Origin of the sequence: Streptomyces sp. NPDC127129 (assembly GCF_042671585.1) — a bacterium.
Classification (GTDB): Bacteria; Actinomycetota; Actinomycetes; order Streptomycetales; family Streptomycetaceae; genus Streptomyces.
On sequence record NZ_JBHXTV010000024.1, the window covers coordinates 18772 to 32165 of the forward strand.

The following is a 13394-nucleotide window of genomic DNA, read 5'->3' on the forward strand; positions in this document are numbered from 1 at the left end:
TCGGTCGACTGTGACCTGAAGGGTGTGGCGAGGGTGATCAGGCGGAGGCGAGGGAGATCTCGGTCGACTCGCTGGGCCTGTACCTCGCACTCGCGTCGCCCTGGAACCGCATCAGCAAGACCCCATCACATCCTTGACTTGCAGATGTACACCAAAGGGGCGACTCTCCCTCTTGGATGATCAACTGTACTGACACCCCCGAGCAGTGCCGCTTTCTGTGGCTGGATCCAATCGCCCCGGCGGGGGCAGGCCTGTTTGACTGGCTCGTACCGGCCCGGCGCGGTGGAGTGGCTCTCGCCGCGACGGGGGAACCGGCCAGGAGGGCCCTGCGCGTCGTTCCGCGATGTCGGCGCGCAGGGGCTCGCCGCACACCCACCTCTTCACGCGCGGGTACGCCATCACGTCTCAGCACAGGAGACGGTCTGGCATATGCGAACCACACAGCGCATTCTTGCAACGAATGCCACCTGGAATTCCCAGGATGGGTTGCATGCGAGGAGGTTTCCATGGCAGTGGTCGTGGTGCGGGACCCGGCGACGGAGACTCCAGCCGCCCTGAGCACGGCACTCTCCGACGCCGGTCTGGCCATCCGGTCCGTCACGCCCGCCGCCGGCGGAGCCTCACCCTCCGACCTCGACGGCGTCGAAGGCATCGTCGTCCTGGTCACGCCTCGGGCCGACGCCACGGCCGAGCACGCGCTGCTTCAGGACGCCCTTACGGCGGAGGTACCCCTGCTGGCCCTCGGTCCTGGCACAGAGTTGCTGGCAGAAGCCGATGCGGTCGCCGCGGACCGCGGCCCGTCGCAACCGTCCGGCCCCGGAGAGATCATCCTGACCCCGGCGGCCGACACCGACCCCCTCTTCGCAGGCAGCGCACCCCTTCCGCCGGGCCTGCTCCCGGCCGGCGAACCGTTCGCGCCACCCGCCGAGGCTGTCGTCCTGGCCGCATGCGACGGGCACCCGCAGCAGGCGTTCCGGCTCGGTGCCGGCACCTGGGGCGTACGTTTCCTGACGGGCGCCCGGCTCGACGCCTGGGGGGGAGCGCCTGCTGCGCCGGTTCGCCGCACTGGTGGCCGCCCGGGCCGAACACACCGCCACCCGGGCCTTCTTCACGCACCGCGCAGACGACTGGGAGGAGCGGTTCACCTACCAGGCGCCCGCCTACGGGTCGGCTGTCGCGCGGATGCGACTGGAGCCGGGCAGCCGGGCGCTCGACCTCGGGTGCGGCACCGGGCGGGCCATGCCGGCGCTCCGGTCTCAGGTCGGTCCCGCGGGTCACGTGCGGATCGCGCGGCCGTCACAGCCGAGGCGACCGATCAGATCGCCGACGCGCCGGCCTTCCGTCCGCAATCGCTGTTCCTGCTCACAAGGCGAGGTAAGGCAGATGACGACACGTTCGCACGACGGCAGCGCCGGCGACGTCGACCACGGCGCGACCGGTTCCGGCTCCTCCCGCCACCGCCGACCGGACGGACGCATCGCCCGATGCATGGCCAGGGCCCTGGGAGAAGCACGGACCGTCCTCAACGTCGGCGCGGGCACGGGGTCGTACGAGAATCTCGGCGGCACCGTGACCGCTGTCGAGCCGTCCGCCTCGATGCGCGCTCGACGGCCCCACCGGCTTCCCCGTGCGGTCGACGCCGTCGCCGAAGACCTGCCCTTCGCCGACGGCGAGTTCGACTCGGCGATGACGATGTTCAGCATGCACCAGTGGAGCGACGTGACCGCCGGACTGAAGGAGATGCGGCGCGTGACCCTCGGTCCCGTCGTGGCGCTGACCTGTGATCCCGCACTCGTACGGGACTTCTGGCTGTACCAGTACGCGCCCGAGGTCCTCGACACGGAGGCGCGCCGCTACCCTCCCGTCGACGAGATCTCCGCCGCCCTCGGCGGGACGGTCACGGTCGAGACCGTGCCGATCCCGCTCGACTGTACGGACGGCTTCAACGAGGCGTACTACGGGCGCCCCGAGATGCTTCTCGACCCCAGCGCCCGCCAGGCGTGCTCCGCCTGGAGCTTCGTCGACGACGCCGCCCGCGAACACTTCGACACCACCCTGCGCCGCGACCTGGATTCCGGATCCTGGGACGAGCGATTCGGTCACCTGCGCACACAACCGACGTACGAGGGCTCGCTCGTCATCGTCCGTGCGACTCCCTGACCGCCCCGAGGATGGTTCTCGACATGCCCCTGGGTGCCGCGCCGAGGTGCCGGATGCCAAGGGCGGGCAGGAGTCGAGTCAACGGTCGGCCAGCCGTGGACGCGGGGCCTCACCCGTGGGTTCCGTGTCGGTGTCGTCGGTGCCGACCGGGCCGCGGGGAAGCACCCTGTCCAGCCACTTCGGCAGCCACCAGTTGGCCCGGCCGAGGAGGGTCATGGTCGCCGGTACCAGCACCATGCGGACGACCGTCGCGTCGATGAAGATCGCGGTGGCCAGGCCGAGCCCGAACATTTTGGCGGAGGGGTCATCGGCGACGGCGAAGGACAGGAAGACCGCCACCATGATGAGGGCGGCCGAGGTGATGATCCGGGCGGTGCCCGCGACGCCCTCCACGATCGCCGTGCCGTTGTCGCCGGTGCGCAGGTACTCCTCGCGCACCCGCGAGAGAAGGAACACCTCGTAGTCCATCGACAGGCCGAACAGGATGGCGAAGAGGAACATCGGGATGAACGACACGATCGGAACCGTCGCCTCCAGCCCGATGAGCGCGCCTCCCCAGCCCCACTGGAAGACCGCGACCATGACGCCGTAGGCCGCGCCGATGCTCAGCAGGTTCAGCAGCACCGCCTTGAGCGGGACGACGACCGAGCGGAAGACCAGCATCAGCAGCAGGAACGAGAGCGCCAGCACGGCGGCGACGAACAGCGGCAGGCGGTCGCTGGTGCGCCGGCCCACGTCGGACAGGCTCGCGGCGGCCCCGCCGACGTGCGCCCTGGCCGGGCCTTGTCCGATCGCCGCGGGCAGCACCTCGGCGCGCAGCCGGGCGAGGGTGTCGGCCGTGGCCTCGTCCTGAGGGCTGGTGGTCGGGAACACCACGAGGGTCGCGATGCCGGTGGCCCGGTCGATGCGCGCCGGCGCGACGGACGCGATTCCCGGATCCGCCGCGACCCCCGCGACGAGAAGGTCCACCACTCCCGGATCACCGGCGGGGTCCGCGGCGATGACGAGGGGACCGTTGGTGCCCGGGCCGAATCCCTCGGCGACGAGGTCGTAGGCACGGCGCTCGGTACGGCTCTGCGGCAGTGAGCCGTCGTCGGGCAGGCCGACGCGCAGGCCGAGCACGGGCAGCGTCGCCGTCAACAGCAGCGCCGCGGCGCCGACCGCGTACAGCACCGGGTGCCGGCTGACGTGCCCGAGCCAGCGCCGCCACCCGGCGGCGGGGCCAGCGCCCGCCGCCGTGTCCCGCCGTCGGCCGAGGCGGCCCGGCCGCCCGGCCCGGAGTGCCCGGCCGATCCGGCCGGCCCGGCCCAGCCGCGGGCCCGCCGCGCCGAGGAAGGCCGGCAGCAGCGTCACCGACGCGAGCACCATGATCAGGACGACGATCGAGACGGCAACCCCGCCCACCGTCATGAACGGCACGTTCGCGACCGCCAGGCCGAGGATCGACACGACGACGGTGCCGCCGGCGAAGACCACCGGCCGCCCCGCCGTTGCCACCGCTCGTCCGGCCGCCGCCTGCGGATCGAGCCCGCACGCGAGGTACTCCCGGTGCCTGGCGAGCACGAACAGCGCGTAGTCGATGCCCACTCCGAGCCCGACCATGCTGCCCAGGACCGGTGCGAAGGTGGGGACGTCCGTCACCCCCGCCAGTACCGTCATCGTGGCGACCCCGACGGTCAGCCCGAAGACCGCCATGCCGATCGGCAGCGCGGCGGCGACCAGCGAACCGAACGCCAGGAACAGGATCGCGGCCGCGGCGAGGAGGCCGATCAGCTCGCTCGTGCCGCCGCCGGGGTCGGAGAAGGCGTAGAAGAGGTTCCCGCCCATCTCGATGCGCAGCGGCAGCTCGGGGCGCAGCCGGTCGCCGAGATCGACGAGGGCGTCGAGGTCCTCGGCCGACAGTCGGCTCTGGTCGGGGTACTGCACCCGGACGACCGCGATCCGCCCGTCGGCCGAGACGAGGCCGCCGCGCACGGCGGTGTCCCCGCCCTCGTCGAGCACCCCCGCCGGGTCGCTCGTGCCGAGCACGTGGGGCAGCCGCTCCACCTCGGCCCGCAGCCGCGTGAGAGCGGTGCGCGCGCCGTCGTCGTCGAAGAACGTCGCACCGTCGTCGAGGGGGGCGACGACCACCTGGGCGGTCATCCCCTCCTGGCCGGTGCCTGCCCGCTCGATCAGTTCAGCGGCCCGTCGAGAGTCCAGTCCCGGAGCGGTCATCGAGTCCGCGGTCCGCCCGCCGAAGGCGACCGCGGCGAGGACGGCGAGCGTGGCGGCGATCAGCCATGCCGCGATCACCCGCCAGGGATGGCGGGCGGCGCTTGCGCCCAGGCGCAACAGGGCTTTCGAGAGCATCGGGTCCTCCAACCACCTCGTCGGCCGTCCTTGTACGGCCGCCGATGCCGAGGCTCGTCGCCACGGCGCTCCGCGGCATCGGCCCGCGGGCCGCGGATCCGTCGGCCCCGGGACGGAGTGACGACCCGTCCTTTCGGCCGATGCGCGGCGCGCCGCGGTCCCTAGGCTGAGAACCGTGCTCCGAGACGACCTGCGAACCCTGTGGACCGAACCCCGGCCGCCCGACGCACCCGCCCGGCTGCGGCGGGACTGGGCGCTGCTCGCAGCGGGCCTTGCCGGTGTGGCGCTGGAGGCCACCCTGCGCGAGAACGTCGTGTGGCGGCCGGTGGCGGTGGTGTTCGCCGTATGGCTGTGCCTGCTGCCCCTGTGGCGCCGGACCCGCCCGCTGGCGATGGTGACGCTGGCGTTCGGCTCGGTGATCCTGCTTCAGGCGGCCTCGCTCGTCGCCGCACCGCGCGAGCCCGTCGGCCTGTACACCGGCGCGGTCGTGCTCGTGCTGGTGTACGCGCTGCCCCGGTGGGGATCGGGACGCGAGATCGTGCTGGGCGGCGCGGTGATCCTCGCGGCCGGCGCGCTGTGTTCCGTCACGGACGAGACCCCCGTCGTCGAGAATGTCGTGGGCTTGGCCTTCCTGCTGCTGCCCGGCGTGGTCGGGGCTGCCGTGCGGTTCCGGGTGACCGCTCGCGAGCGGCAGTTGGAGCAGGTGCGCTCCCGCGAGCGCGAGCAGCTCGCCCGGGAACTGCACGACACGGTGGCCCACCACGTGTCGGCCATGGTGATCATCGCCCAGGCGGGCCGGGTGCTCGCGGGCACCGAACCGTCCGCCGCCGTCGAGGCGCTGGAGGGGGTCGAGGAGGAAGGGGCGCGCACGCTGGAGGAAATGCGCGCCATGGTCGCCGCGCTGCGCGACCGCGGGGTCGGCGCCGAGCTGGCGCCGCCTGCCGGAGTCGCGGATCTGGAGCGCCTGGTGCGCACCCCGGGTGGTCGTCTCAGGGTCGACCTGGGGCTCGACGGCGAACTGGACGCGCTGCCGCCGGCCGTGGACGCGGCCGTCTACCGGATCGTGCAGGAGTCCGTGACCAATGCGCTGCGCCATGCGGTGGACGCGACCGAGCTCGTCGTCCGGGTCGCCGCGGAACGGCACACGGTACGGGTGAGCGTGCGCGACAACGGCCGGCGCACCGGCTGGGGTCGCGACGGATTCGGACTTACCGGACTGCGCGAGCGCGCGACCCTGCTCGGCGGCACACTACGAGCCGGCCCGGGTACCGACCGGGGCTGGCATGTCGACGCCGAACTGCCGAGAGCGAGGAGCGAGAGCGGTGTCCATTCGCGTCCTCGTCGCTGACGACCAGACGATCATCCGCACCGGGCTGCGGATCATGCTGAACGCCCAGCCCGGCATCGAGGTGGTCGGCGAGGCCGCCGACGGGCGGGAGGCGGTACGTCTGGCCCGCGAACTGCGCCCCGACGTCTGCCTGTTCGACATTCGCATGCCCGTACTCGACGGGCTCGAGGCCACCCGGCTGGTCGCCGGCCCGGGCGTCGCCGACCCGCTGGCCGTGGTCGTCATCACCACGTTCGACCTCGACGAGTACGTCTACGGCTCACTGCGTGCCGGCGCCCGCGGTTTCCTCCTCAAGGACACGGGACCGGACCTTCTGGCCCAGGCCGTACGGTCGGCGTCCGACGGTGAGGCGCTCATCGCGCCCAGCGTCACCGTCCGTCTGCTCCAGGCATTCGCGGACCTGCCCGCCGGCCGGCCCGCGGCCCAGCCGGTCTCCCCCGTCACCGCCCGCGAGGAGCAGGTGCTCCTCGCCGTCGCCCGCGGGCTGACCAACACCGAGATCGCCGATGCGCTGCACATCAGCCTCAGCACGGTGAAGACGCATCTGGCCAGCCTGATGGCCAAACTCGGCGCCCGCAACCGGGTCGAGATCGCGATGTGGGCCTACGAGACGCGCCGTATCCTCCCCGGAACCTGAGCCGGGTGCCGGGCCGTGTCCCATGAGTCCCCGGCCGGACATCAGTGCACCGGTCGGCTCACGTCGGCTCCACGTGCCTCACCCGCCCCAGAGGGCACGGCCCCACGGCTCCACCAGCCGCAGGGTGCTGCAGGACGGGCTGAGCGGCGCGCGGGCCGCACTCGCATGCGGCTGAAGCGGCAGCGTCCCTGCCTCCGTCATCGGCGAAGAGGGGGCCGGGGCGTCGCCGATGCGGCAGCCGGACACCAGCCGCTAGGTTGTCCGGCATGAGCAACCTTGACCGCGAGGCAGTGCCCAACGTCTGCGGCGGCCGCGGCTTCGTCGTCGCCGAGCCCGTGCGCGAACTACTCAGCCCCCGCCGCGTACAGCTCGGCGAGTCCACCGAAGTCCGTCGCCTCCTGCCGAATCTGGGGCGCCGCATGATCGGCGCATGGGCGTTCGTTGATCACTACGGCCCCGACGACATCGCGGACGAGCCCGGAATGCAGGTCCCGCCGCACCCGCACATGGGACTGCAGACGGTCAGCTGGCTGCACCAGGGCGAGGTGCTGCACCGGGACTCGACGGGCAGTCTGCAGACGATCCGCCCCAGGGAACTCGGCCTGATGACGTCGGGCCGAGCGATCTCGCACTCGGAGGAGAGCCCCCGCTCACACGCGCGTTACCTGCACGGCGCCCAACTGTGGGTCGCTCTCCCCGACACGCATCGGCACGTCGACCCGCACTTCGAGCACCACGCCGACCTGCCTCAGGTGACAGCCCCCGGGCTCAGCGCGACCGTCATCCTCGGATCCCTCGACGGCACCGCCTCGCCCGGTACGACGTACACCCCGATCGTCGGGGCCGATCTCGCCCTCGCGGCCGGCGCCGACGTACGACTGCCCCTTGAGCCCGACTTCGAGTACGGCGTGCTCTCGATGTCCGGCGAGGTTCACGTCGACGGCGTCCCGGTCACGCCCGGGTCGATGCTGTACCTCGGCTGCGGCCGGAGCGAGCTGCCACTGAGGGCGTCGTCGGACGCCGGGGTGCTGCTGCTCGGCGGTGAGCCGTTCGAGGAAGAGCTCATCATGTGGTGGAACTTCATCGGCCGTACGCAGGCGGAGATCGAGGAGGCCCGCGAGGACTGGACGGCGGGCAGCCGCTTCGGCGAGGTCAAGGGGTACGACGGCGCTCCGCTGTCGGCGCCCACGCTGCCCGTGACGCCCCTGAAGCCTCGCGGCCGGACGCGGTAGTACGCCGTAGTACGCGGTAGTACGTCACGATCGCACGCCCCTTGCGCAGGGACGGGGCACGTCGCTGACAGAGGCCGCCTGCTTCTCCTCGCGAGGCGGGCGGCCACAGGATGACTGCCGCCCAGAGTAGTGGAATGTTCAATCATCTTGCGATGTTGACCACGACGGCACCACCCCACCGGGTGGCAGGGGACGAACGCCACGAGGGAGCGCGAGTGAACGACACCTACTACGAGTTCGGCACGGCCGGCGAGCGCTGGGACCGCGCCCAGTTCTTCTTCGAGGCCAAGGAGTACCAGACCGCTGCGCGCATCCTGCGCGGTCTCGTCGCCGAGCACCCCGAGCAGACCGCCCAGCGCCTGCTCCTGGCCCGCGCCTACTACCACTCCGCCCAGCTCTCCCGCGCCGAGACCGAGCTCCGCGCCGTCCTCGACCGCGACCCGGTGGAGCACTACGCCCGGCTCATGCTCGGCCGCACCCTGCAGCGGCAGGGCCGCCCCGCCGAGGCCGCCCCGCACCTCCGGCTCGCCGCCGCCATGAGCGGCGACCTTCCGGAGTAGGCCCCTTGAACCGGTCCCGCGGCAGCCTTCGGTAGGGTCGTCGCGGGAGGTTCAGCCGTGCGTACGGGACGAGTGGGACAGAGCCGCATGCGAGCGGGAGGTGCCGTCGCGCACCTGCTGCTCGTCGTGGTGCTCGCCCTCGGCGTCTTCGTGATGCACGCGGTCGGCCACCCGGAGAGCGCCTCGGACACGGGGACGGACGGCATGTCGCACGCCGCCGCCCCCGTGCACCCCGCGGGAACCGAGGCTCCCGGCGACCCGTCGCACGACTCCGGCATGGCGATGGACATGACCACGCTCTGCGTGGCCGTCCTCGGCGTCTGGGCTCTCGCCCGGCTCGTCCTCGCCGCCCTCGGGCGGCGTCCCGACTGGCTGGTCCGGCTCCTCGGCCGGCTCACCCGGTCGCTCGCCCCCAACGCCCCGCCGCCCATATCTCCCGACCTCGCTCAGCTGTCGATCCTGCGGATATAGGCCGAAACGCCACCGCGGGCGCGCCTCGCGCTGCCCGCACGCGCCCCTTCGACCTTTCCGAACCTTCACAGCACACGAGGTGTGACAGACATGCGTACGTTCGACGACCCCACCGTCCGGAAGCTCAGGCTGACCGGCGCCGCCGCCGTCGCGGCCCTTCTGCTCGCCGGCTGCGGCTCCGCCACCGACTCCGCGAACGGCGCGGCGGGCGGGACAAAGCCGGGCGCAGCGGCCTCGGTCTCCGGCTCCCCCGCCGCCGGCGCGTTCAACGACGCCGACGTGGCGTTCGCCCAGGCGATGATCCCGCACCACCAGCAGGCCCTGGAGATGGCGAAGCTCGCCGACGGCAGGGCGGAGGACGCCGGCGTGAAGAGGATCGTCGCCGACGTCGAGAAGGCCCAGGACCCGGAGATCCGCACGATGAGGTCCTGGCTCAAGGCCTGGGGCAAGCCCGAGTCGGCGGGTCAAAGCGGTCACGGCGGCGGACACGGCAGTGGCCACGCCATGGCCGGGATGATGTCCGAGCAGGACATGAAGGCACTGGAGTCCCTCCGGGGCAAGGCGTTCGACCGGAAGTTCGCCGAGCTGATGATCGCCCATCACGAGGGGGCGGTCGAGATGGCGAAGACCGAGCAGAGGGACGGTCGCGACGCCACGGCGAAGAAGCTCGCCGGCGACGTCGTACGGACCCAGTCAGCCGAGATCGCCGAGCTGAGGAAGATCCTCGACCGGCTCTGACCGCGGCCCGAGCCGGCGGCCCCGCACTCCGGGGGCCGCCGGCCCCGGGGCTCAGTCGCCCGCGCGCGTGTGGACGATGTCGCCGCCCACGACGACGGTCTCGGCCACCGTCCCCGGAATCTCCTCGGGGTCGACGCGGAGGATGTCGCGGGAGAGGACGACGAAGTCGGCGAGCTTGCCGACGGTCAGCGAACCCCGCTCGTCCTCCAGGAAGTTGGCGTAGGCGGATCCCATGGTGTAGCCCTCGACGGCGGTCTCGACGTCGATCGTCTCCTCCGGCGTCCAGGGCTCTCCCCCGCCGTGCAGCGGACGGCGGGTGACGGCGGTGTAGATACCGACCATGGGGTCCATCTCGGCGACGTTCCAGTCGCTGGAGAGGGCGAGGACGGCCCCGGCGGCGTGGAGGCTGCGCAGCGGCCACGCCTTGTGCCAGCGGTCGGGGCCGATGTTCTCCGCCCAGTCCTGGCCCGGGCCCGCGATGTCGGGTGCGGCGTGGCGGGGCTGCATGCAGGCGACGACCCCGAGTTCGGCGAAGCGCGGGGTGTCGGCCGGGTCGAGGCACTCGACGTGGACGACCTGGTGGCGGGCGTCGCGCGGCCCGTTGGCGGCGCGGGCACGGGCGACGGCGTCGAGGACCGTACGGATGCCGCGGTCTCCGGTGGCGTGGACGAAGCACTGGAAGCCGCGCGCGTCGAGCCCGGTGAGCAGCTCGGCGAACTCCTCCGGCGGGTAGAAGGTGTCGCCGCGGTGGTGCCCACAGCCGGCGTACGGCTCCAGGAGCGCGGCCGTGCGGGGTTCGACGACGTCGTCGATGTAGAGCTTGAGCGGTCCCACGCGCAGCCGGTCGTCGGCGAACTTCTGTGCGGCGGCGGCGAATTCGTCCAGTTCGGCGTCGGTGGTGCCGCGCGGGTGGAAGAGTGCGGCGACGATCCGGGAACGGAGCCGGCCCTCGGCGCGGGCGCGCTCGAAGAGGGCGAGGTCGTCCAGGGAGTTCTGCGGTTCGACGACGGTGGTGATGCCGTACGCGGCGGCGTCGTCGAGGCTCTTGGCGAGCCGGCCGTACTGGCGGTCGGGCGAGGCCCACGGGACGCCGAGCTCCCGCAGCGCGCGGTGGCCCTCGCGGGAGAGACCCTTGATCGCGAAGTCCTTGACGAAGCCCGTCGGTTCGCCGGTACCGGGGTCGGTGACGGCGGTGCCGAACGGCAGGTCGGTGCGGTCGCGGGTGACGTCGAGCGCGCGCAGGGCGGCGGTGTTGAGCCAGGCGGTGTGCACGTCGTAGCTGAGCACGAGGGCGGGCGTGTCGCCGGTGACGGGGTCGAGGTCGGCGGCGGTGGGCATGCGCCCGCCGGGTATCGCGGAGTAGTCGAACGCCTCGGCCTCGATCCAGGCGGCCTCGGGGTGGGCGGCGCGCCAGGTGGCGATGCGCTCGTGGATCGCGGCGAGGGTACGGGCGCCGGCCAGCTGGACGCAGGCGTCGTCGGAGCCGAGGCGTACGTGGTTGTGGGCGTCGATGAAGCCGGGCAGGACGAGGCGGCCGGCGGCGTCGAGGACGGTGGTGCCGGGCCCCGTCCAGCGCGCGGCGTCGGCGTCCGCGCCGAGCCAGACGATGCGTCCGTCGCGTACGGCGAGCGCCTCGGCCTCGGGCAGCCGGGGGTCGACGGTGTGGATGCGGGCCCCGGTGAGGACGAGGTCGGCGGGGGTTGCGCTGTTCATGAGGGGGTGAACTCCAGTTCCTGGCAGAGGTGTTACGGCTGTACGGGTGTCACGGTGCGGCGCGCGAGGAGGACGTACACGAGCGCGGAGACGAGGGCGCCGAGGAGGGTGAGGTCGGAGCCACCGAGCGGGGCGACGAGGGGGCCGGTCCAGAGTTCGGAGTCGCAGGTGAGGGCGGCGAAGACCATGCCGGCGAGCAGGGCGGTCGTGCCGGCGGGGCTCCATCCGGAGCGGTACCAGTAGCCACCGCGTTCGCCGGCGTGCAGGGCGTCGGAGTCGTAGGTGCAGCGGCGCAGGACCATGTCGGCGAGGAAGACCCCGCCCCAGGGGGCGAAGACGATGATCAGGAGGGAGAGGAAGGCGAGCAGGGAGGTGGTGAAGTCGGTGAGGAAGAGGGCGCCGAGGGACCCGACCGCGGTGACGGCGGCGCTGATCACGATGGCGCGCGAGCGGCTCCAGGGGATGCCGAGGACCTGGAGGTTCAGGCTGGAGGAGTAGAGCGTGATGATCGAGTTGGTGACCGAACCGCCGAGGATCAGGGCGAGGAAGAGCGGCTGGAACCAGTTCGGGAGCAGCCCTTCGGCCCCGGCGACCGCGTCGGTCATGTCGGCCTGGGTCGCGGCGGCGACTCCGGCGACGCCGAGGGCGACGGAGGAGAGGAAGCCGCCGAGCCCGCCGCTCCAGGCGAGGGCCTTGAGGGAGGTGGTGCGCGGCAGGTAGCGGGTGTAGTCGGCGGGCATCGGGACGTACGAGATGGGGCCGGCGAGCACGACGACGAAGGCGAGGCTCCAGCCGGCGGCGCCGGGGCCTTCGGCGGGGGCGGCGGTGTCGGCGCCGGGCAGGACGAAGACGAGCAGTGCGGCGAACCCGAGCGCGAGGGCGTAGGCCATCCAGCGTTCGGCGAACTGGACGGTGGCATGACCCCACAGGGCGACGGCGAAGGTCATCGCGAGTGTCACGAGCAGGGCGATCGCGCGGGCGGTGTGGCCGCCCGCGGCCCAGCCGAGGTCGGCGAGGAGGGCTTCGAGGGCGAGGGTGCCGACGACCGTGTTGACGATGGTGTAGCCGATGCTGACGATCCAGTTGAGGAGGCCGGCGGGCCAGTTGCCTCGTACGCCGAAGGCCGCGCGGGAGATCACGAGGGTGGCGGTGCCGGTGCGGACGCCGCTGAGCCCGGCGGCGCTGATCGCGAAGAAGGAGAGGCCGCCGACGACGACGGCCGCGGTGGCCTGCCAGAAGGAGAGGCCGAAGGCGACGGCGAGGGCTCCGTTGATCACGTAGGTGAAGGTGAGGTTGGAGCCGAACCAGAGCCAGAACAGGTCCTTGGCGCCGCCATGGCGCTCGGCGTCCGGAATGGAGTCGATGCCGTGGCCCTCGACCTGGAAGACCTCGTCGCGGCCGGCGTCCGCCGTTCTCTCCTGGTGCAGCATGCCCACTCCCAGACTTTGAATGGTGTTCTAGAATTTAGAACAGCATTCAAGATGTGGGAGAGGTGACGGCCGCGTCAAGGCCTTGCAGACCTGCGGTTAAAGTCGTGACCTGGCGGGTCACGGGGATGGAGGCGGCACGGGTGGCAGGGTCAGCACGACGGCGCGACGGGCACATCGCCCAGGAGCGGATGCTCGAAGAGGCCATGGCGGCCATCGCCGAGAACGGTCTCGCGACGCTCACCATGTCGGCGCTGGCCGAGCGCCTGGGGACCAGCGGCGGCCACATCCTGTACTACTTCGGCAGCAAGGACCTGCTGCTGCTCGCCGCGTTGCGCTGGAGCGAGGCGGCGCTGACCGAGGAGCGGCGGGCGCTGCTCGGCCGGCGGCTGACCGCGGAGCGCAAGCTCGACCTGTTCCTGCGGCTCTATCTGCCGCAGGGTCCCCGCGATCCCCGGTGGATGCTCTGGATCGAACTCTGGGCGCGCACCCAGGGCAACGACACGCTGCGCGAGGCGCAGCAGGAGCTGGACCGGGGCTGGCAGGAGGACCTGGAGGCCCTGCTCACCAAGGGCGTGGCCCAGTCCCGGTTCGCGCCCATGGACGCGCCCGAGGTGACCGAGCGCGCCTCCGAACTCCTCGCGCTCCTCGACGGTCTGAGCACCCGCGTGGTGCTCGGCCAGGAGTACGGTCCCGACCCGCGCCCGGCGATCGACGCGGCTCGGGCGGCGGCCGCGCGGCTGATCCCGCGGGGCTGAG

Annotated in this window: 12 protein-coding genes; 8 read left to right on the top strand and 4 right to left on the bottom strand. The window is 72.3% G+C overall.

Features of this window, described 5'->3' with window-relative positions; all coding sequences use genetic code 11:
• Nucleotides 1-620: 620 nt before the first annotated feature.
• Nucleotides 621-806: a hypothetical protein gene (locus ACFVGW_RS33665; RefSeq protein WP_385854634.1), complete on the bottom strand. Its 186-nt coding sequence runs from the start codon at nt 804-806 to the stop codon at nt 621-623.
• Nucleotides 807-1383: 577 nt separating this feature from the next.
• Between ACFVGW_RS33665 and ACFVGW_RS33670 the strand changes: the two genes are divergently transcribed.
• A complete protein-coding gene (locus ACFVGW_RS33670; RefSeq protein WP_385854635.1) occupies nt 1384-2160 on the top strand; it encodes a class I SAM-dependent methyltransferase in 777 nt (258 codons plus the stop codon).
• A 78-nt stretch (nt 2161-2238) separates the two neighbouring features.
• Here ACFVGW_RS33670 and ACFVGW_RS33675 read toward each other — a convergent pair whose 3' ends face one another.
• Nucleotides 2239-4509, bottom strand: coding sequence for an MMPL family transporter (locus ACFVGW_RS33675; protein WP_385854636.1), 2271 nt, complete (start codon nt 4507-4509; stop codon nt 2239-2241).
• A 175-nt stretch (nt 4510-4684) separates the two neighbouring features.
• Here ACFVGW_RS33675 and ACFVGW_RS33680 point away from each other — a divergent pair, with 175 nt between their 5' ends.
• The 6 genes from ACFVGW_RS33680 to ACFVGW_RS33705 all read left to right on the top strand — a co-directional run bounded on the left by ACFVGW_RS33680 (nt 4685) and on the right by ACFVGW_RS33705 (nt 9495).
• Nucleotides 4685-5857, top strand: a complete 1173-nt coding sequence (locus ACFVGW_RS33680; RefSeq protein WP_385854637.1) for a sensor histidine kinase — start codon at nt 4685-4687, stop codon at nt 5855-5857.
• Nucleotides 5832-6494, top strand: coding sequence for a response regulator transcription factor (locus ACFVGW_RS33685; RefSeq protein ID WP_147977719.1), 663 nt, complete (start codon nt 5832-5834; stop codon nt 6492-6494). Before ACFVGW_RS33680 ends, ACFVGW_RS33685 begins: the two co-directional genes overlap by 26 nt.
• Nucleotides 6495-6760: 266 nt before the next feature.
• Nucleotides 6761-7726, top strand: a complete 966-nt coding sequence (locus ACFVGW_RS33690; RefSeq protein WP_385854638.1) for a pirin family protein — start codon at nt 6761-6763, stop codon at nt 7724-7726.
• A 215-nt stretch (nt 7727-7941) separates the two neighbouring features.
• On the top strand, nt 7942-8286 hold the full coding sequence (locus tag ACFVGW_RS33695) for a tetratricopeptide repeat protein (protein ID WP_385854639.1): 345 nt from the start codon (nt 7942-7944) through the stop codon (nt 8284-8286).
• Nucleotides 8287-8373: 87 nt separating this feature from the next.
• Entirely contained in the window at nt 8374-8757 is a 384-nt protein-coding gene (locus tag ACFVGW_RS33700) for a DUF6153 family protein (protein ID WP_385854640.1), read from the top strand.
• A gap of 90 nt (nt 8758-8847) precedes the next feature.
• A complete protein-coding gene (locus ACFVGW_RS33705) occupies nt 8848-9495 on the top strand; it encodes a DUF305 domain-containing protein (protein WP_385854641.1) in 648 nt (215 codons plus the stop codon).
• 51 nt (nt 9496-9546) lie between these two features.
• Here the strand turns inward: ACFVGW_RS33705 and ACFVGW_RS33710 are convergent, their stop codons facing one another.
• Nucleotides 9547-11208 carry an amidohydrolase gene (locus ACFVGW_RS33710; RefSeq protein WP_385854642.1) on the bottom strand — a complete coding sequence of 554 codons (1662 nt, stop codon included), beginning with the start codon at nt 11206-11208 and terminating at the stop codon, nt 9547-9549.
• Between the two features lie 32 nt (nt 11209-11240).
• Complete coding sequence (locus ACFVGW_RS33715; RefSeq protein ID WP_385854643.1) at nt 11241-12638, bottom strand: purine-cytosine permease family protein; 1398 nt, start codon at nt 12636-12638, stop codon at nt 11241-11243.
• A gap of 140 nt (nt 12639-12778) precedes the next feature.
• Between ACFVGW_RS33715 and ACFVGW_RS33720 the strand changes: the two genes are divergently transcribed.
• Nucleotides 12779-13393, top strand: coding sequence for a TetR/AcrR family transcriptional regulator (locus ACFVGW_RS33720; RefSeq protein WP_385854644.1), 615 nt, complete (start codon nt 12779-12781; stop codon nt 13391-13393).
• The last annotated feature ends 1 nt before the right edge of the window (nt 13394 follow it).

Excerpts from the sequence above, each read along its gene's own strand:
- ACFVGW_RS33715 (WP_385854643.1), bottom strand. The coding sequence starts at position 12,638 with ATGCTGCACCAGGAGAGAACGGCGGACGCCGGCCGCGACGAGGTCTTC.
- ACFVGW_RS33670 (WP_385854635.1), top strand. The coding sequence starts at position 1,384 with ATGACGACACGTTCGCACGACGGCAGCGCCGGCGACGTCGACCACGGC.
- ACFVGW_RS33700 (WP_385854640.1), top strand. The coding sequence starts at position 8,374 with ATGCGAGCGGGAGGTGCCGTCGCGCACCTGCTGCTCGTCGTGGTGCTC.
- ACFVGW_RS33705 (WP_385854641.1), top strand. The coding sequence starts at position 8,848 with ATGCGTACGTTCGACGACCCCACCGTCCGGAAGCTCAGGCTGACCGGC.
- ACFVGW_RS33675 (WP_385854636.1), bottom strand. The coding sequence starts at position 4,509 with ATGCTCTCGAAAGCCCTGTTGCGCCTGGGCGCAAGCGCCGCCCGCCAT.
- ACFVGW_RS33690 (WP_385854638.1), top strand. The coding sequence starts at position 6,761 with ATGAGCAACCTTGACCGCGAGGCAGTGCCCAACGTCTGCGGCGGCCGC.
- ACFVGW_RS33710 (WP_385854642.1), bottom strand. The coding sequence starts at position 11,208 with ATGAACAGCGCAACCCCCGCCGACCTCGTCCTCACCGGGGCCCGCATC.